General features: G+C 61.8%; 17 protein-coding genes. 11 read left to right on the plus strand and 6 right to left on the minus strand.

Annotation, left to right across the window (positions count from 1 at the left end; genetic code table 11):
• Positions 1-14 precede the first annotated feature (14 nt).
• Positions 15-1,067, minus strand: coding sequence for an SMP-30/gluconolactonase/LRE family protein (locus VGY55_25015; protein HEV2973252.1), 1,053 nt, complete (start codon positions 1,065-1,067; stop codon positions 15-17).
• A 225-nt stretch (positions 1,068-1,292) separates the two neighbouring features.
• On the opposite strand from VGY55_25015, the gene VGY55_25020 reads away from it, so the two are divergent.
• The gene (locus VGY55_25020; protein HEV2973253.1) at positions 1,293-1,499 is read left to right on the plus strand and encodes a hypothetical protein; all 207 of its coding nucleotides are present in this window, start codon (positions 1,293-1,295) and stop codon (positions 1,497-1,499) included.
• Positions 1,500-1,892: 393 nt separating this feature from the next.
• Here VGY55_25020 and trpE read toward each other — a convergent pair whose 3' ends face one another.
• Complete coding sequence (trpE, locus tag VGY55_25025; GenBank protein HEV2973254.1) at positions 1,893-3,398, minus strand: anthranilate synthase component I; 1,506 nt, start codon at positions 3,396-3,398, stop codon at positions 1,893-1,895.
• 115 nt (positions 3,399-3,513) lie between these two features.
• Here trpE and VGY55_25030 point away from each other — a divergent pair, with 115 nt between their 5' ends.
• The 3 genes from VGY55_25030 (at position 3,514) to VGY55_25040 (ending at position 6,068) form a co-directional block, all read left to right on the plus strand.
• Positions 3,514-4,047 carry a DinB family protein gene (locus VGY55_25030; protein HEV2973255.1) on the plus strand — a complete coding sequence of 178 codons (534 nt, stop codon included), beginning with the start codon at positions 3,514-3,516 and terminating at the stop codon, positions 4,045-4,047.
• A gap of 381 nt (positions 4,048-4,428) precedes the next feature.
• On the plus strand, positions 4,429-4,938 hold the full coding sequence (locus tag VGY55_25035) for a UvrB/UvrC motif-containing protein (protein HEV2973256.1): 510 nt from the start codon (positions 4,429-4,431) through the stop codon (positions 4,936-4,938).
• Between the two features lie 80 nt (positions 4,939-5,018).
• A complete protein-coding gene (locus VGY55_25040; GenBank protein ID HEV2973257.1) occupies positions 5,019-6,068 on the plus strand; it encodes a protein arginine kinase in 1,050 nt (349 codons plus the stop codon).
• Positions 6,069-6,145: 77 nt separating this feature from the next.
• On the opposite strand, the gene coaD is transcribed toward VGY55_25040, so the two are convergent.
• On the minus strand, positions 6,146-6,649 hold the full coding sequence (gene coaD, locus VGY55_25045) for a pantetheine-phosphate adenylyltransferase (protein HEV2973258.1): 504 nt from the start codon (positions 6,647-6,649) through the stop codon (positions 6,146-6,148).
• Between the two features lie 152 nt (positions 6,650-6,801).
• Between coaD and VGY55_25050 the strand changes: the two genes are divergently transcribed.
• Complete coding sequence (locus tag VGY55_25050) at positions 6,802-8,097, plus strand: DNA methyltransferase (protein HEV2973259.1); 1,296 nt, start codon at positions 6,802-6,804, stop codon at positions 8,095-8,097.
• 107 nt (positions 8,098-8,204) lie between these two features.
• On the opposite strand, the gene VGY55_25055 is transcribed toward VGY55_25050, so the two are convergent.
• Together VGY55_25055 and VGY55_25060 are read right to left on the minus strand one after the other, a co-directional pair.
• On the minus strand, positions 8,205-9,365 hold the full coding sequence (locus tag VGY55_25055; protein HEV2973260.1) for an aminotransferase class V-fold PLP-dependent enzyme: 1,161 nt from the start codon (positions 9,363-9,365) through the stop codon (positions 8,205-8,207).
• A gap of 11 nt (positions 9,366-9,376) precedes the next feature.
• Positions 9,377-12,406, minus strand: coding sequence for a PVC-type heme-binding CxxCH protein (locus VGY55_25060; GenBank protein HEV2973261.1), 3,030 nt, complete (start codon positions 12,404-12,406; stop codon positions 9,377-9,379).
• Positions 12,407-12,666: 260 nt separating this feature from the next.
• Here VGY55_25060 and VGY55_25065 point away from each other — a divergent pair, with 260 nt between their 5' ends.
• Complete coding sequence (locus tag VGY55_25065; protein HEV2973262.1) at positions 12,667-13,122, plus strand: hypothetical protein; 456 nt, start codon at positions 12,667-12,669, stop codon at positions 13,120-13,122.
• A gap of 156 nt (positions 13,123-13,278) precedes the next feature.
• Here the strand turns inward: VGY55_25065 and purE are convergent, their stop codons facing one another.
• Positions 13,279-13,773 (minus strand): 5-(carboxyamino)imidazole ribonucleotide mutase, encoded by a 495-nt coding sequence (gene purE, locus VGY55_25070; GenBank protein HEV2973263.1) that lies wholly within the window; start codon positions 13,771-13,773, stop codon positions 13,279-13,281.
• Positions 13,774-13,910: 137 nt separating this feature from the next.
• Between purE and VGY55_25075 the strand changes: the two genes are divergently transcribed.
• From VGY55_25075 to VGY55_25095, 5 genes are all read left to right on the plus strand, one after another.
• Positions 13,911-14,957 carry an L-threonylcarbamoyladenylate synthase gene (locus tag VGY55_25075; protein ID HEV2973264.1) on the plus strand — a complete coding sequence of 349 codons (1,047 nt, stop codon included), beginning with the start codon at positions 13,911-13,913 and terminating at the stop codon, positions 14,955-14,957.
• Between the two features lie 5 nt (positions 14,958-14,962).
• Complete coding sequence (locus VGY55_25080) at positions 14,963-15,265, plus strand: hypothetical protein (GenBank protein ID HEV2973265.1); 303 nt, start codon at positions 14,963-14,965, stop codon at positions 15,263-15,265.
• Positions 15,266-15,401: 136 nt separating this feature from the next.
• Positions 15,402-16,976, plus strand: a complete 1,575-nt coding sequence (gene purH / locus VGY55_25085) for a bifunctional phosphoribosylaminoimidazolecarboxamide formyltransferase/IMP cyclohydrolase (protein HEV2973266.1) — start codon at positions 15,402-15,404, stop codon at positions 16,974-16,976.
• Positions 16,977-17,125: 149 nt separating this feature from the next.
• Complete coding sequence (gene trpC / locus VGY55_25090) at positions 17,126-17,911, plus strand: indole-3-glycerol phosphate synthase TrpC (protein HEV2973267.1); 786 nt, start codon at positions 17,126-17,128, stop codon at positions 17,909-17,911.
• A gap of 3 nt (positions 17,912-17,914) precedes the next feature.
• Positions 17,915-19,051 carry a hypothetical protein gene (locus VGY55_25095; GenBank protein HEV2973268.1) on the plus strand — a complete coding sequence of 379 codons (1,137 nt, stop codon included), beginning with the start codon at positions 17,915-17,917 and terminating at the stop codon, positions 19,049-19,051.
• The last annotated feature ends 2 nt before the right edge of the window (positions 19,052-19,053 follow it).

The raw sequence follows: 19,053 nt of genomic DNA on the forward strand, positions 1-19,053 counted from the left end.
AGCGGCAGAAGGCACTACCAACCATTGCCTTTTGTCGAGGTCTTGATCCGGCAGAGGTACATGTTGGCGGCGATGTAGAGCGTCGAGCCATCGTCCCCCCAATTGCAATTGGCGGTGCGCTCGCCGGTGTCGATCCGGCCGAGATGCGTGCCGTCGGGGGAGAACACATGCAAGCCGCCCGGCCCCGTGGCGAAGAGGTTGCCATTGCGGTCGCACTTCATGCCGTCGGGCAGCCCCGGCTGATTCTGCTTGACCCATTCGCTGCTGTCGAAGAAGACGCGGCCGGGGCCAAGCGTACCGTCAGCTTTCACTTCATACGCTTTCCAGATTGGCTGCTGCGGGTCGCTCGTGCCGACGTAGAGAATCTTCTCATCGGGCGAGAAGCAAATGCCGTTCGGCCGAGCCAACTCCTTCGTCATCAGATCGATCTTGCCATCAGGCTTGACGCGGAAGACGCCGCAGAAATCGAGTTCTCGCGCCGGGTCTGCCCAATTCCTTTCTAGTCCGTATGGCGGATCGGTAAAATAAAGATCGCCATTCGATTTGTAGCAGAGATCGTTCGGGCTGCTGAGCCGCTTGCCTTGATACTTGTCGGCGATGACGGTGAAGCTGCCATCCTTTTCGAGCCGCACGACGCGCCGATCGCCATGCTGGCAAAGCACGAGCCGGCCCTGGTGATCATAGGTCAGCGCGTTCGAGCCGACCTCGCCGCCGCGCGGTGTCTTGCCGGTATAGCCCGACGGCTCGAGAAACACGCGCAGCGAATCGTCCTTCCACTGCATCGCGCGATTTCGCGGGATGTCGGAAAAGAGCAAATAGCCTTCCTTGCGATTCCAGACCGGCCCTTCGCTCCAGGCGAACCCCTGTGCCAATTTTTCGAGCTTCGCATCCTTCGGGATCAAATCATCGAACCGCGGATCGAGCCGCTCGATGCGGCCAAAGGTTGGATGATCCGGCAGTGCCTTGGGCTCGTCGGCAGCGAACGATCGGGAGCCGGCTGCGAGTGCGATCGATACAGAACTGGTCAATGCAAGCGATACGATGCGAGATTTGATGATTCGTGACATGGGATGGAGTTCCAATTTTGGAGAAGTGGGATGGAATGCGAAGAAATCAGCGGCGTCCAGGGCCGCCGCGCCGTCCGGGGGATCGCCATTCTAATTGAATAGATGCGTCGAGTCACGCGAAAGATTTTTGACCCCGGCGTCCAAATCCGCTAATCTTAGAGCATGAGTATAGCTAGCGAATCTCATCAGGCATTTCATCGGGGCACGGTGCCGATTTTCGCCATCTTGACGCCGGAGCAAACCCGCCAGTTCGCGGAAATACAGGGCGATGCCGGCTTGGCCGATCGACTTGCGGACCTAGCCGATAAAGCCAACGAAGGCGAGCTATTGGCCGCCGAGCGCGCCGAGTACGAAGCTTATATCGAAGCGGACAATCTTCTCGCAGTCTTACGCGCGGAAGCAAGATTCTATCTTGCTCATTGTGAGCCGTGATCGATGGATCCCGAGCTTCGAGCCGCAGTCCGCGAAAGGGCAGCCAATTCATGTGAGTACTGCCAGCGGCGTCAGATCGATGCGCCGTTGATCCCGCTTCAGATCGAACACATCGTCGCCCGCAAGCATGGCGGCGGCGATCAGGCAGCAACCTCACTGGCATCGATTCGGAAACCAATCAAATCACGCCGCTATTCGACCCTCGCCGCCAACATTGGGACGAGCATTTTACTTGGGATGGCTTGCGGATTATTGGCGCGAGTGCGGTCGGCCGAACGACCGTGCGAGTTCTGGACTTAAATTCGCCTACCAGATTGCGCGTTCGTTTGCCGACTCGCAACGAGTGACCCGGTCAAGAGAATCGGCGCGCCGTGCAATCGAGAGTAACGCTGATTAACTGATGCTCGATTCTCGCTCGCGCAACCGCCGTTCCGTGAGTTCGATCGCCTTGAGCGGACCGCGGGCTTTGTTCAAGGTCTCTTGATATTCGGCGGCCGGCTGGCTGTCGGCGACGATCCCGGCCCCGACTTGCACGTAAGCCTTGCGCCCTTGCACGACGATCGTTCGCAGGGCGATGCAGGTGTCCATGTTGCCGCTGTAGTCGATGTAGCCGACCGCCCCGGCATAGGGCCCGCGGCGATGCGGCTCCAGTTCGTCGATGATCTGCATGGCGCGAACTTTCGGAGCGCCCGAGACAGTGCCCGCCGGGAGGCAGGCTCGCAAGGCGTCGAAAGCGTCCTTTCCCTCGACCAATTGGCCGGTGACGTTCGAGGTGATGTGCATGACGTGGCTATAGCGCTCGATCGTCATCGTGTCGGTCACTTCGACCGAGCGATAGCGGGCGACGCGGCCCACGTCGTTGCGCCCCAGATCGACGAGCATCACGTGCTCGGCTCGCTCCTTTTCATCGGCCAGCAACTCCTCGGCGAGCCGCTTGTCTTCCTCCTCGGTGCGGCCGCGGCGCCGCGTGCCCGCCAGCGGGCGAACTGTCACCCGGCCGTCCACGACCCGTACCAGCACCTCAGGCGAGCTGCCCACCAGCGTGACGCTCGGCGTGCGCAGGTAGAACATGAACGGGCTGGGATTCACGACCCGCAGCGTGCGGTAAATCTCAAACGGATCGGCCATGATGTCCAGCTCCAGCCGCTGGCTGAGCACGACCTGGAAAATATCGCCAGCCCGAATGTATTCAACACATTTTTCGACCGCCCGCTCGAAATCGGGCTGACTGAAATTGGCCGTGCTCGGGATTTGTGGATCGCCGGAAGTGTCGATGTCGGCCACGGGCAAATCGGAGCCGGGCGCCGCCAACTCCGCGACCATCTCGTCCACGCGGCGGCAGGCGGCGGCATAAGCAGTGGCCGGATCGGTCCCGTCGAGACGGGCCATTGCCACCACGACGACCGTCTTATTGATATTGTCGAATACCACCATCCGATCGTAGAAGGCGAACGCCAAATCGGGCAGGTGGCGATCATCGGCAGGCGCGTTCGGCAGATGCTCGACGTAGCGCACCACGTCGTAGCCCGCGTATCCCACCGCGCCGCTAATGAACGGCGGCAACTCAGGGAGCCGCTCCGCTCGCAGCTCATCGACGCGCCGCTTCAATTCAGCCAGCGGGTCGGCCGATTCGAAGACATCGGTCCCCTGCGGCGTGACGATCGTGATCCGCTGCCCGCGGGCCTCGATCTGCATGAACGGATCGGCGGTAAGGAAGCTGTATCGCCCGACCTTCTCGCCGCCCACCACGCTTTCGAACAAGCAAGCGCAAGGTCCCTTATCCAGCTTGTGAAAGGCGGAGACCGGCGTCAGGCAATCGGCCATGATCCGCCGGTAGACAGGCACCAGCCGGGCATTGCCGGCCAGCTTTGCAAACTTGTCGAAGTCGGGATAATGCACGATCAACAAGATAGCAACGATTCGACTCAACGACAATTAGCCTGCATTTGTGGACAGCGTCTCATAGGTCGCCACGGGTGAGGCACCAGCAACGGATCCAATGGAGTCGTAAATCGTGCTCAGCGCGAAGCAGCTTTTAGTCAAGCAGACGGCAGAGGCGTTTCGCGGCAGGCCGGATATGCCGCTCATGGCCTCTCTCGATGGTATCACGCAGGAAGAAGCGTCTTGGCTTCCTGATGAATCGACGCCGAGCATTGAGCAGCTCGTGCGGCATATTGCCTGGGCGAAGTCGCGGTATTGTTGCCGGGGATTCGGCCGGACGATGGTGATCGTCGACGAGTATGTAGACGACAATGGCGATTCAGCCGATTTGCCGGCGGAGTTTCCTTGCGGCGCGGCGTGGGGATCCGGCATCGCAGCCGGCATTAGTGAGGCGGTCAAGTTGCTGGAGCAATCGCAGCGCATATTGACCGAGTGTCTGGAGTCGTGCTCCGACGAGGCGTTGGAACAGCCGATTCCGACTAATCACGGGAAGTCGGCGGCGCACTTCTTCTGGATCATGCTCATGCACGATCTTTATCATGCCGGACAGATTCGCACTCGCCGCACGATGTATCGAGCGACCGCGCGGCCGCCAGGCAGCATCTGACCGCACAAACCGCCTGCCCACATCCGCCACCGAGCCTGCGGACGAGTTCGGAATTCTGGCGAATTCGGCTACTTTTCGGCGACGCAAGCGACGACCTCTGGCCGTCGGTCGATGACCCTTGCGGCAATCGACGGCTGGCCGCGCCGCGCATTCGATCTATTTAAGGCCGTTCAGGTTAGGTCTGCGCGGCTAAGCGGTGTTGTCCTTGACACGCGCGGTCATGCTGTTAGAATCCCACTGGCATTCTGGCCCTAGGCCGCAGGGAAGGGGACAGTCCCCTTCTTGCTGTGTCGTGACGTTCTTCGAGCATTCTTCCGTCTAGGGCGAGAGAGAAAGAGGGAGTGCGGAGCAAAAGGGGGCAGTCCCCGGAGAAGGGGTTCCATGAAGTGTCAGAAGTGCGAAAAGCAAGCCACTTTTCACATCACAGAGTTGGAGGGGGGCAAGCATCAGGAACTCCACCTGTGCGAGGAGCACGCCCGTCAATATCTGACCCAGGGTGAAAGCGAGTCGGGCGCGGCGCCGAGTCTCGCGGGCGCGCTCGCTCAGCAATTGGCGGTCGGGCAGACTGCGGAGGAGTTGGAGAAGCTCGACAAGAAGGCCTGTCCCGTCTGCGGTATCACCTTTTACGAGTTCCGCAACCAGGGCCGGCTCGGTTGCCCGCACGATTACATCTTCTTCGAGAAAGAACTCGAGCCGCTGATCGCCAACATTCACGGCGAGACGGTCCACACGGGAAAGCGTCCCAAACGGTTTGCCGGCGGCACGCACCACAAAACCGAGCTGATCCGCCTGCGCCGTGAGATGAAAGAGTCGATCGGTCAGGAAGACTACGAGCGGGCCGGCCAGCTTCGCGATCAAATCCGCCGCGTCGAGGAATCCACCGACGAATGATGCTGCGTTTATCCGCGGTTCCTGCCTTCTTGGCGATCTAAGCTCGACATGCCGTGAATCTCAGCGATCTAACCAATACGATGGGCGAATGGCTGCGGGCCAGCGGGCCCGAGTCCGATATCGTCATGAGCAGCCGCATCCGCTTGGCACGGAACCTGGCCGAATTTCCCTTCATCAGCCGGGCGGGCGAGCAAGACCGCGCCGAAATCGAGCGGATGCTCCGCGAACGGATTCTGCAAATCCAAGCTTCCGGCGAGCTGCAATACATCAACGTCAACGAGTTGGACGGCATCGACCGGCAGTTTCTCGTCGAGCGGCAGCTCATCAGCCGCGAGCACGCGGAAAGCCACGGGGCCCGCGGCGTCGCGATCGACCCGCTCGAGCAGATTAGCTTGATGATCAACGAGGAAGATCATCTGCGAATCCAGTGCATGCACAGCGGCTTGGATTTGCAGGGCGCTTGGGAGCAAATCAATCGAGTCGACGATCTGATCGAGCAGCGCGTCACTTACGCCTTCCATCCGCGGCTCGGCTACTTGACGGCCTGCCCGACGAACGTCGGCACGGGGGTGCGCGTGAGCGTCATGCTCCATCTGCCGGCGCTGGTGATCACCAAACAGATCGAGAAAGTGTTCCGCAGCTTACAAAAGATCAGCCTCGCCGTGCGGGGCCTCTATGGAGAAGGCTCGCAGGCGATGGGGGATTTTTATCAGATTTCCAATCAGATCACGCTCGGGCGGACCGAGGCGGAACTCGTGCAACAAGTCGGCGACGTCGTTCCCGTGCTCATCGACTACGAACGGCGGGCGCGAGAGTTTCTCGTCAAGGAAAGCCAGGAAACGCTGCATGACCAGGTGAGCCGGGCTTACGGCATCCTCCGCACCGCGCAGACGATCAGCTCCGAAGAGACGATGCACCTGCTCTCCCGAGTGCGGATGGGGGTTAATCTGGGGTTAATACCCGATCTGCGAATCCCCGACTTGAACGGGCTATTCATCCACACGCAGCCGGCCCATCTGCAAAAGCTCCGCGGCGTGGAACTCGACACGGCCGACCGCAACATCGAACGGGCCCGCTATCTCCGCGCCCATCTCAACAAAGAAGACGGCCGCGGGGCGGAGAAGAATTAAACCGCTGGTGACACGGCACGTAGACGCGGGGTCTCGCCGCGCGAAGTCAAGCGGTGAGACGCCGCTTCTACTTGTCGCTAGTCCGGCGGAAACTTCTTTCTCAATTCGCGGATCACGATCTGCGGGACGAAGCGGGTCAGTTCCTCATCGCTCGCCAGCGGAGTGATCTGCTTCAAGAGCGAGCTGGAGACGTGGGTGAATTGCTCGTCGGCCATGAGGAAGACCGTCTCGATCCCGGCGTCGAGCTTCCGATTGGCAAGCGTCATCGTGAATTCGCTTTCGATGTCGGTGAGCGACCGCACGCCGCGGAGCAACACCCGCGCCCCGCATTGGCGGACGAAATGCACCGCCAGCCCGCTGAACTGCCGCACCTCGATGTTCTTGAGATGGCCGGTCGCCTGGCAAATCAACTCGACGCGCTGGTCGGGAGTGAACAGGGCTTGCTTCTCGATATTCACCCCGACCCCGACGATCAATCGATCCACCAACCGACTCGCCCGCTCGATCACATTCAAATGCCCAAGCGTGACGGGATCAAACGAGCCGGTATACACGGCAACTCGCGAATCGGAGGCGGTCATGGGAGGGCAATCGACAGTTTGAGGCAGGCTGGGTTGCCTTGGAAACACAAAGCGCCAGTTGGTTATTCTAGCTGACGATTCGGTGGGTTCACGATAAGTGAACAAATGGTTAGAATGGGCGGTGAATTGCTTGAATCGTTTTGGAGCCATCGATGTCAGCGCCCAAACAAGCACTCCTGTTTGCGAATCCCTCGGCCGACGCATCGGTGTCAGATGCTGCGTCTTCGACGTTTGTCGATAACATGTCGCTCCCGGTGCATTGCTGGTTCCGATACAGCGCCGGCTTTTCGGCGACATGGGTCGAAACGGTGATTCGACAGGCGGCAGCGCGAGGCAGCGTGCGAGTTTTCGACCCATTTGCCGGATCAGCGACGACCCTGCTCGCGGCAGAGGCTTGCGGCATGGAAGGATTGGGCGTCGAGGCCCATCCGTTTGTTTGCCGAATCGCCCGAGCCAAGTTGGCGTGGCGATCCGATCCCGAAGCGTATCAGCAAAAGATCGCTCAGTTGCGCAAGACCGCCGACGGCCTGACGCCATGTCGAGATGGTTATCCCCCCTTGATTTATAAATGCTACAGTGACGAAACCCTGGCCGAACTCGACGTATTGCGGCAGGCCTATTCGATTGTGAAGGACGATTCACCCGCCTCGGAACTCGCTTGGCTCACACTCGTGGCAATCCTGCGCAAGACCTCTCAAGCGGGGACGGCGCAATGGCAATACATCTTGCCGCGGAAACAGAAGCGATCGGTCCACGACGCTCGTTCGGCCTTCAATGCCTGCGCGCGAATGATCTATCGAGATATGCTCGAAGGTCACTCTACGATCGGCCCGAGGGCGAAATTCGTTCAGGGTGATGCCCGAACCTGCGACACGGTGCCTGACGGATTCGCGAACCTCGTCGTCACATCTCCTCCCTATCCGAACAATTACGATTACGCGGATGCAACGCGATTGGAAATGTCGTTCTTCCGCGAGATCAACGGTTGGAGCGATCTGCAGGGCGCGGTCCGAGAGCGTTTGGTTCGGTCATGCACTCAGCATGTTCCGGAACGGTCGGTGAAGCTCTCCGAAGTCTTGGCGACTCCGGAACTGGAACCGATTCGGCAAGAACTATCGAGCATCTGCGAGCAGTTGGCCGAGATCCGCAAGACGAAAGGAGGCAAGAAAACCTACCACCTCATGGTGGCCTGCTATTTTCGGGACCTCGCGCTAGCATGGAAGGCGCTCCGTCGCGTTTGCGCATCGGGTGCAAAAGTCTGCTTCGTTATTGGAGATTCTGCGCCGTATGGGGTCTACGTGCCGGTCGTGCCGTGGCTCGGCGAACTGGCCAAAGCGGGCGGGTTCGATGCATGGCGATTCGAGAAGACGCGGTCGCGGAACATCAAATGGAAGAACCGTAAACACCGCGTGCCGCTCCAAGAGGGCCGACTATGGGTTGAGGGCTGAGAATGGCACAGTCGCTCGCGCATCGTTTCGGGCAGATCGTCGGTGAGGTGAGTTATCAACCTGTCAACCAGCCCGTGATTTGATTCACGACGCTGCGACGAAGTTGACTAACTGGTCGGCTGTACTGACGGGCACGCTTTCAGTTCCTCAACGAGCCGCTCGATATCGGCCTCGTTGCAATAAGCATGTGGGCTGATGCGGAGTTTGCCGGCGCGGGCGCTGAGGAGAATCTTGCGGTCGAATAACTGGCGGCGGATGAATTGCGGGTCGCGGCCGGGCCAATCGAAGAGCACGATGCCGGACAAATGCTCGGGTTGTTCGCGATGGCTGGCAATCGTCGCCCCGGCCTCGATCAGTCGGCGGCAGGCCAGATCGGTGACGGCGAGAATCCGTTCGCCGATCGTGGCGATGTCGAGGCTCATCAGCAATTCCAGGCTGGCGTTCAGCCCGGCGAAGCCGACCATGTTCGACGAGCCCCCTTCGAAGCGCGCGGCTGAGTTTTTGAATTTCAGCTCGATGTGCGTGAAGTCGGACGAATGAGCGACGCTGTTCCAGCCGACGCCGATCGGTTGGAGCCGGTCGAGGTGCTCGCGGCGAATGTAGAACAGCCCGGCCCCCTCGGGCCCCAGCAGCCATTTGTGACCGTCAGCAGCGAAGAAATCGACTGCGCTGCGGCGGACGTCGAGCGGAAGGGCGCCGAGCCCCTGAATCGCGTCGAGAAAGAAGAGTGCGCCCCGCCGATGCGCAATTTCGGCCACCGCGCCGATGTCGTTTCGCCAGCCGCTCGCGTATCCAATCCAACTAATGGAAACGACTCGCGTTCGCTCGTCGCAAGCGTCGGCGAGCCGATCGAGATCGACGCGGCCGTCGTCGGTCGGCACGCGGCGGGTTTCCACTCCGCGGCGGGCCTGATTCATCCACGGATAAAGATTCGAGGGGAATTCGTCGGCGAGCGTGACAACGTTGTCGCCCGCCCGCCAAGGAAAACCCTCGGCCACCAGGTTGATCCCTTCGGTCGTGCTGCGGACCAGGGCGATTTCTTCCACGTCGGCGCCGACCAGCCGCGCGGCACGAGCCCGCAATGCCTCGCGCACGGCCTTCCACTCGAGCCAGCCGGCGCCCCCGAGCGCCGCCGCCTCGCGCGCCCAGGCGATCATCGCCGCGGCAGCGGGAGCCGGAAGCGGGGCGACTGCGGCATGATCGAAGTAAGCCCACTCGGCCGCGGCCGGCATCTGGCGGCGGAAGGCGTCCCAGCGAGCTTCGGGCATCAAAGCGGGATTCATTTTGCCGGCCTGCAGGTCGTTAGGTACTCGACCACGTCGACCAGATCGTCCACGGTCAGCAGCTTTTGCAGGTCGGCCGGCATGAGAGAAACCTTGACCTCCGTGTTATCGGCGATGTCGGTCTTCTTGTAGGTCTGGACGATCGCCTCGATCGTCTTGATCGAGATCGAATCGGCCGTTTCGCTCACGATGATCCCTTGCACCACATTGCCATTTTGCAATTCAAGGCGATGGGTCTCGAAGTTGTGGGCGATCGCGGCGCTCGGAAAGAGGATCGATTCGTAGAGAGCGTCTTTGGGAAACTTGCCGCCGATCTCGGAGAGGTTTGGCCCGACGTCTTTGCCGATGCCGTTGATCGCGTGGCACTTGGCGCAAGTGCCGGTGGTGTTGAACACGGCCTTTCCGTGCTCGACGTTCCCGCGGCGCTTGAGCAGCGCCGATAGCGGCGGGAGCGGTTTTCCGCCGGCCGGCTCGGGGAGCTTGAGATATTTGGCGGCCTCGGCGCGGATGCCGCTATCGCTCGCAGCTTGCAGCACTTTCGCAGCAGCATATTGCAGCTCGACCGTGATCTTGCCCTTGGCGGCGAGATTCAAGATCGCTTGCTCCCCCAGGCGGCTATGACCCAGCGCACGGACGCCGGCGCTCCGCAGCGTTTGGCTCCGCTTAGGGTCCAGAACGAGCGGCAAAATCAGATCGATAGCCGACGGCTCCTGCGTCAGCCCGAGCAGGGTCAGTAGCTTTTCAGCCGTGGCGTCGTCGCCTGCCAACGATTTCCGAAAGTGGTCGTTCTCACCGCTGCGCAAGAGATACTGCGCTGCCTTCACGCCGCGCGTGCCGCTTGAATCGGCGAGCGCCATCGCCATGAGTTCATCGGCCCGATCGCGGATATCGTATGTCATCACCAGATCGAGGAATTGGTCCGTCCCGCGGGCAGCGTCGAGCGTCCTCGCGAGCGCCATCGTGAACTGCGGCGAATCCGGCCGCGCGCCGTGCAACTGCCTGAGAGCCAAGGCGCCGATCGCCGCTTGATCGGGATGATTGGCGCCGAGCAGACCGACGAGCACGTCTTGCTTCGACGGGTCGGTGTGGAAATCGAACGCCCGGAAGTAACGAACTCGTTCCTCGAGCGTCGTCGAACGATCGAGAATCAGCTTCGCCAGGAGCGGCAGCGCCCCCTTCGCCCGGCTACGCCAAACAATGTCGCGCCCGGCGAGGCTCGTCCAGTCATCGCCAGCCTTCTTGAGCCACGCGGCGAAATAGGTGTCCCATTGCTTATCCGCGCCGATCCCGAGCGCTTCGAGATACCAACGGTCCTTGCCGTCGTGCTGCATTGCCAACTCAGCCCACAGGTTGGCTGCCGCCGGAGATTTGCTGTGCCGCAAGGCAATTGCCGCGTCGCGACGAACTTGCGGCGATGAATCGTCGACGACCTTCGCGACCAACGGGATCACGTCGAGATTCAGCTCGCGCGCCGCCCGCAGCGCCGTGATCCGGATATCGGGATTGGCATCCCCGAGCGCCGCCTCAATATGCGTGGGCCCGCGACCTTCGAGCTTGCTCAAGAGCCAAAGCGCTCGCGCCCGATAGCGCGGATTGTCGGATTGAAACAGTTTCACGAGGGCCGGTTCGGCCTGCGCGCCGGCGTCGTGCAGTTTGGTCCAGGCCAGGTAGCGCACGGCGAGGCAGGGGTTCTTGAGTGCCTCGATCGCGCCGTCGATCGTTTCGAAATCGAATTCCGGCACGATGTATTTGCTTCCCTTCGGGGCGATGCGGAAGATGCGGCCGCGGTCGGTGTCGGCCTGGGCGTGCCCTCCGACCCCCGGATCGTACCAATCGGCGACAAACAGCGAGCCATCCGGAGCAACGCAAACATCGCACGGCCGGAACCATTGGTTGCGCGTGCTCCCGAGAATATCGACGATCCGGGCCTTAAAGCCCGCCGCGTCGGTCGTCACCGGATACGCACGGACGATGTTCCGCCCAGGGTCGGTGTGAATCACCTGATTCTGAAACACCTTTGGAAGCAGGTCTCCTTCGTAGACGAGGATGCCCGCTGGCGCCCCGGCGCCGGTTTGCAGCAGGTTCGGGACGACGCCCGGATCGGTGAGATGCCAGTGCCGGAGCGGAATCTCGTTGGGCTGGCCGAGATACGGGATGCCCCAACTGGCGCCGGTCATTTCGTCGGTGTAGCCGAAGTTGCCGTGCTCCATTACATAGTTGATGCAACAGCCGCGGTTGCCATCGTCGTCGTTGTCGGATTGCCAGAGTGTGCCAAAGCTGTCGACCGCTACTTCGTAGTTGTTGCGAAAGTTGTGGGCCAGCACCTCGAATTGGCTGCCGTCCGGATTACAGCGGAAGACCATTCCCTGGCGATACGGCCGGCCACGGTCGTCCACCTCATTCCCTTCGAGATCAATGATCGGTTTGTCATTCTTGTCGTGGACGCGCTGGCCGACGTTGCCCATGTTCCAATACAGTTTGCCATCCGGGCCGAACACGAAGGCATGCGCCCCATGATCGTGCTGCGGCTGACCGGGGTTCTTGAAGAGCACTTCCTTCTTGGCGGCTTTGTCGTGGCCGTCGCCCGTGAACTCGAAAACATTCGGCGTGCAGGAAACGATCACTTTGTCGCCGAGGACGCACACGCCCAAGGCCGCGTCGACGTCGCGACCTTGATAGAAGGTGGTCGCCTTGTCGGCCTTCCCTTCCCCCTTGGTGTCTTCGAGGATCAGGATGCGGTCGCCCGCCTTGCGCAGCCCATTATGGCCCCGATAGTTTTGCACGTCGCAAATCCAGACCCGCCCCTGGGCGTCGATATCCATGTCGGTCGGGTTGGTCATCATCGGCTCCGAGGCGAAGAGCGTCACCTCGAGCCCTTCGGCGGCATCCAGATAGCTCGTCGCCTTGGCCGGATCATGATCGATCGCACCGGAGCGAGTCGTCGCGTCGGCGGCATCAACGGTTGAATGATTTGCCAGCGCGGCGAGTAGTACCGCAGATATTGAGACGCGACTCGCGATTGTCATGAAGAAGCTCTACGGACTGATGTGTCTCGGTGGGATGGGACAAGCATGAATATATTCAACCGCGACTCGCGTGACAAACTTGAAGGAAACCGCCTCTCGGCGGCTGCGCAGTCTTCCTAAACCGGACAGCTTATGAGGCTTATAGCGACTTTTCAGGCAAAATGCGCGCGGCGGTTGCTTGCCGCTCCCGGCAGGGAGTGACATAATTGAGTTGGCAAGAGGCTCAGGCGAATCCGTCAATCCCGCAGAGGAGATATTTTATGAGTCGGCTACTTGGTATGTTTGCGGCGGGCGTGTGCGCGTTTGCGACCTTGGCAATCAGTAGGCCGACCGCGGCGCAGGAAGTGATCTATTCAAGCTATTACGCGCCGACGGTCTCCGCGCCGGTGGTCGCGAACTACCCCGTGACGACGGCCTATTATGCTCCGGCGCCGGTCACGACCTATTACGCACCGACAACGGCCTATTACGCCCCGCCCATGACGAGCTACTATGCTCCCACGACGACTTACTACGCTCCGGCGACAACCGCGTACTACGCTCCGGCGACGACTGCCTATTACGCTCCAGCCCCGGTGACGAGTTATTACGCACCGGCGCCGGTCAGTGCGTATTATGCTCCGACGCCCTACGTCGCCGGTTATGCGCCGGTTTACGTGCGGCCGAGAGTTTACGTGCCGGGTGAGCCGGTCCGCAACTTCTTCCGGGCGCTGTAAAGCGTTCCGCAATGGATGAACAGTCAGCAAGCAAGCCCAGGCACAAAGTGCCTGGGCCTTTTTATGCGCGATGCGCACAGCACACTAGCCCGACGCGCGAGCCAGGGACCCGTTCGCATTCCCTCGCTCGCGCGTCGGGCTAGTGGTGCAAGTTGCTCAATCCAGCTTCTCGGCTTCGATCTTGGCGGCTTGCGCGGCGCGATGCTCGCGGAGCTTCTCGCGCAGCTCGGGCCGTGAGTTGCTGAGGATCGCGATCGCCAAGAGCGCGGCGTTGATGGCCCCCGGCTTGCCGATCGCCAACGTGCCGACTGGGATTCCAGCCGGCATCTGCACGATCGACAACAGCGAGTCCAATCCCTTGAGCGATTGACTTTCCATCGGCACGCCGAGGACCGGTATCAGAGTGAGCGCGGCGACGACGCCCGGCAGATGCGCTGCCCCGCCCGCCGCGGCAATCAGCACCTCGATCCCGCGGCCGGCGGCAGAAGTGACGAAATCGGAGACGCGCTGCGGAGTGCGATGCGCGGAAGCAACGAGCGACTCGTGCGGCACGCCAAATTGCTTGAGCGTTTCGGCCGCGTGCCGCATCGTTTCCCAATCCGATTTGCTCCCGATGACGATGCCCACCAACGGGCCGGCAGCCTTTTCCATCGTTCGATTACCTCGGAGGGCTTGTTTCGCGGGTCCAAACGTGTATTGAATGTACCATGACGAAATGAGAACCGCCAAGACGCCCAGGCCGCCAAGTAGCGGGTTTCTTTCCAATGTGAAGTGTGCCGAGTCGCGCGATGACCGACGTTTACAAAGTCCGTTCGATAGGGCAGGCGCCGAGCGCGATGCGTCGCGCGGCCGATGCCCTGCGCCGCGGCGGACTTGTCGCTTTTCCGACGGAAACCGTTTACGGTCTCGGCGCGAATGCGCTCGATCCGGCGGCCGTCGCGCGAATCTTCGCCGCGAAGGGGAGGCCGGCGAATAATCCGCTGATCGTGCACGTGGCGAGCGTCGAACAAGCCCGCGAACTGGCAGCCGGTTGGCCCAAGACCGCCGAGCGATTGGCAGCACGATTCTGGCCGGGGCCGCTGACGCTCGTGCTCCCCAAGCAGCCGATCGTGCCGGAACTCGTCACGGCCGGCGCGGCGACGGTTGGACTGCGGATTCCGGCGCATCCGATCGCTCGTGCGTTGATCGAAGCGGCGGGAGTGCCGATTGCCGCCCCGAGCGCCAATCGCTCGAACGCGATTTCGCCGACCACGGCGGAGCACGTGCTGAAGAGCCTCGGCGCGGAAGTCGATATCGTGCTTGACGGCGGGCGAACGAGCGGCGGCCTGGAATCCACTGTGCTGGATTTGGACTCCGATCCTCCGCGGTTGCTGAGGCCAGGATTGGTTGGGCCGGCTGAGATCGAGCTGTGGATCGGTCCGATCGCTCGAACGGCGCCGACGCCGCACGATCCACCGCAGCCGTTGGCATCGCCTGGCCAACTTCCGCGGCATTATTCGCCGCGAGCGCCGATGGAATGTTGCATGGGTGACGGGCGAGCGCGCGTCGAAACATTGGCGCGGGCTGGGATTCACGTCGGCTGGTTAACCTTGGCCGTAGGCGATCGTGATACGCTCTCCGCTGGCGGGAGTGCGCATAATGAGGGGGAAGAACCGCCGCGCGACGTTACTATCGTTCCCATGCCGGCTGCTCCAGCGGACTATGCCGCTAAGCTGTACGCCGCCTTGCACGCGCTGGACGATGCGGGCATCGAGCGGATCGTCGTCGATATGCCTCCGGATACCGAGCCGTGGTTGGCAATCCGTGACCGCCTGCGCCGCGGCTCGATCGGATAGAATAAATGGCTATGCTCATTCACGCCGTGGGTCGATCCGATTTGCCGCCGCTTAAGATGCCGGAGCGGTTTCGCACCGACGTGGCCTATTTCATGACGCCCGCGGGCAGGCACGGCGTGCCCAAATTGCCGTCGGGCGAGTATTGGATTCGGCTCGACGACGCTACGACATGGCTGGACGAAGGAGTCGTGGCCGTCGTCTCACCGTTGGACAGTGCGAATACGATCGAATTCGAAGTGACCGACGAGCAAGAGACCTGGCTCCGCTGGATGGTGAGCAATCAAGTCGAGCATGTGCGACTTGCGTAATGCGGCAGCGGGCGCGGCCAAATATGGCTGCCCAGTTCGTGGCCATTTCGCAGCCTGTGCTGAGCGGCTTTCGGGCGATAGAATTATCGTCTCTCTGTTCCGATCCATTTGATTTATCGAACGCATATTTCATCCGATGCAGACACACGTTCCGATCCAACGCGCGTTAATCAGCGTCAGCAATAAACTGGGGCTGGCCAATTTTGCTCAAGGCCTCGCGGCGGCTGGCGTGAAAATCTATAGCACGGGCGGCACGCGCCAGTTTCTCGAGAAGGAGGGCGTCGCCGTCGAGGACGTGAGCGCGTATACCGGCTTTCCCGAAATGATGGAAGGCCGGATCAAGACGCTGCACCCGAAGATTCACGGGGGCATCCTGGCCCGCCACGATCGGGACGACGACCGCCAATCGGCCGCCGAGCACGGAATCGTCACGTTCGAATTGGTCGTCGTGAACCTCTATCCATTCGAGGAGACGGTCGCCCGGCCCGAAGTGGCCGATGCCGAGGCGATCGAGCAAATCGACATCGGCGGACCGAGCCTGATTCGGGCGGCGGCGAAAAACCATCGCTTCGTCGCCGTGGCCACTGCGCCCGAGCAATACGCGGAACTGCTCGAGCAAATATCAGCCACGGGCGGCACGACGCTCCCCTTGCGGCGGAAGCTGGCCACGACCGCGTTCTTGCGCACCGCGCATTACGACAAGGCGATCGCCGAATACTTTCTTACAACCGCCACAACCGACGCCGAATTCCCGCCCCGGTTACAGCTCGATTTGGATCGCAAGAAGGTGCTCCGCTATGGAGAAAATCCACACCAACGCGGCGCGCTCTATTCGCTTGCGGGCTGCGGCGATGTGAATCTAGTTGCCGCGCACCAGCTTCACGGCAAGGAGTTGTCCTACAACAATTTGCTCGATCTGGATAGCGCGCTGGCGATTGTCCGCACGATGCCCGGCGCCGGGGCCGTTGTGATTAAGCACAACAACCCGTGCGGGGCAGCGACGGCGGCGAGCCTCGCGGTGGCGATGCGGCGGGCGCTCGACGGCGATCCGGTAAGCGCCTTCGGCTCGGTGATCGGAGTGAACCAACCGCTCGACGCGGCGACGGCCGAGGTGTTTTGCGAGCCGGATCGATTCGTCGAGGCGATCGTCGCACCGAGTTTCGAGCCGGATGCCGTGGAGATTCTCACCACGCGGCCGAAGTGGAAGGCGAATGTGCGGCTGATGGAGGTTGGTCCGCTTGAGGTCGAACGGGCGGCATGGCAGGTTCGCCAGATCGCGGGCGGAATGCTCGTTCAAGCGCCCGATTCTGCGGACGATCCCGAAAGCGAGTGGAAGGTGGTGACCGAGGCCCAGCCGAACGCCGAGCAAATGGCCGATCTGCGTCTGGCCTGGCTCCTCGTGCGGCATGTGAAATCGAACGCGATCACGATCGTGAAGGATGGAATGCTGATCGGCGCCGGAGCCGGGCAAATGAGCCGCGTCGATTCGGTCGAGATTGCCGTCCGCAAGGCCGGGCCGCGAGCGGTCGGCGCCGTGCTCGGGTCCGACGCCTTCTTCCCATTCGCCGATTCGATCCCGATGGCCGCGGGGGCGGGAATTACGGCGATCCTTCAGCCCGGCGGCTCGCGCCGCGACGAAGACGTGATCGCCGCCTGCAACGCCCACGGCCTGTCGATGGTTTTCACCGGAAGAAGGCACTTCAAGCACTAGGGGCGCGGGGTTCGGGATTCGGGACCCGGAATGCACGTAAAGACGGCGGGGAATCGGGTATAATGGTAGTTGCCAATCCGGGACTCGCCTCTTGGCTGGGGCCCACGTGTTCCCGAGTCCCGAGCCCCTAGTCCCGAACTCCGAACATCTTGTCCTCCGTTCTCGACAAAATCGTCGCCAGCAAGTGGCGCGAGATTGAGCAGTTGAAGGTCGAGCGGCCGCTGACCGTGCTGCGCGATGCGACGGCCGCTGCCCCGCCGCCGCGCGATTTCTTCGCCGGCCTCGCCAAGCCGGGACCGATCCGCCTGATTGCCGAAGTGAAGAAGGCCAGCCCGTCGGCCGGGGTGATCCGCGACCATTTCGATCCAATCGACGTGGCCATGACCTACGAGCGGCACGGGGCGACGTGCTTGAGCGTGCTCACCGATGGCCCCTATTTTCAAGGGAGTCTGGCGGACCTCCGCGGTGTGCGCGAGGCGGTCGACTTGCCCGTGCTGAGGAAGGACTTCATCCTCGACGAATATCAGCTTTATGAAGCCCGCGCGGCCGGCGCCGACGCGGTGCTGCTGATCGCCGAATGCCTCGACGACTGCAACTTGCGAAAGCTCCACGATCGATCCGTGGCGATGGGGATGTCGCCGCTGATCGAGCTGTACGACGCCGAGAATATCGAGCGAGTGCTCGCAGCCGGGGCGACGCTCGTGGGAGTCAACAACCGCGATCTTCGGACTTTCAAGACCGATATCGAACATACGCTACGGCTCCGGGAGCGCGTCCCCGAGGAATGCGTGCTGGTCGCGGAAAGTGGAATCCGGACTCGTGCCGACGTGCTCCGCTTGGAGGCAGCCGGGATCGACGCAGTCCTAGTGGGAGAAACACTGATGTCGAGCCGCGACATCGGCGCCGCCGTCGATTCGTTACTGGGAAGAGTTTAGCCGATGTCAACTCGATTCGTGCTGACCGCCGTGCTGGTTCTTGCAACCATTGTTTCGAAAACGCGAGCATGTCCATTCTGCAACGCGGTCAAGCCGACCCTCGCCCAGCAGCGCGACGCGGCGGTCGCGGCGTTCGTCGGCGAGCCGATCGATAAACCGAGCGGCTATCGGCCCGCCACGCAATCGTTCGAGATCCATCGCGCGCTGAAGAGCAAGGACCTGCTCGGCGCCGGGCCGCTCAGGCTTGCGCCGGACTTGCCCGTCAAGGAGGGTTCGCTGGTGCTGCTGCTCGGCAGCGGCGCCGCGGATGCCCGACTCAGGGATTTGCAATGGACGGCGATCCAGCTAGACGAAACGGCTTATGCCTACGTCGTGCAATCGCCTGACTTGCGGCAACCGAGCGCGAAGCGCTTGGCCTTCTTTAGCCGATACCTCGAGCATGCCAATCGGTTGCTGGCCGAAGACGCCTATTTGGAATTCGGCCATGCGACTTACGATCAAACGGCCGAGGCGGCGGACCATTTGGCGATGAGCGACCTGCGCCGCTGGCTGGCCGATCCGCAAGTTCCCCCTGAGCGAAAGGGCTTTTATTCGCTGGCGCTGGGCTTCGCAAAGACCGACACGGATCGCGAGCAGAATCGCAAGCTGCTTCGCGAGCGGATCGTAGCGCCGGCCAACGATTTTCGCGCCGGGTTCGACGGCATTCTGGCCGGATATCTGCTGCTGGACGGCGCCCGCGCGTTGAAGCTGATCGAGTCGCGTTATCTAGCCGATCCGAAGGCGGCCGACGGGGACGTGCGCGGCGCGCTCAAGGCGCTGCGGTTTTATCACGATTTCGGTCACGGCGTTGGGCCGAGGCAAATCGCCGCCGCCGTCGCGCGCGTGCTCGACCGTCCCGAGTTTGCCGCCGAGGCAATCACCGATCTGGCGCGGTGGGATGATTGGGAGTTCGCGGCGCAAGTGGCTTCGCTCTACGAGCGGAAGGATTATGCCGATCCTTTCGTGCGCCGCTCGATCGTCGGTTATCTCAAGGTCTGCCCCTTGCCGCAAGCCGCCGCGGCGCTCGATCGACTTCGCCAGCTCGACCCGAAGGGCATTGGGGAAGCGGAGAAAGTGTTGTCGGTTTTCACCGGCAAATAGCC

The organism is Pirellulales bacterium (assembly GCA_035939775.1).
In the GTDB taxonomy this organism is placed as follows: domain Bacteria; phylum Planctomycetota; class Planctomycetia; order Pirellulales; family DATAWG01; genus DASZFO01.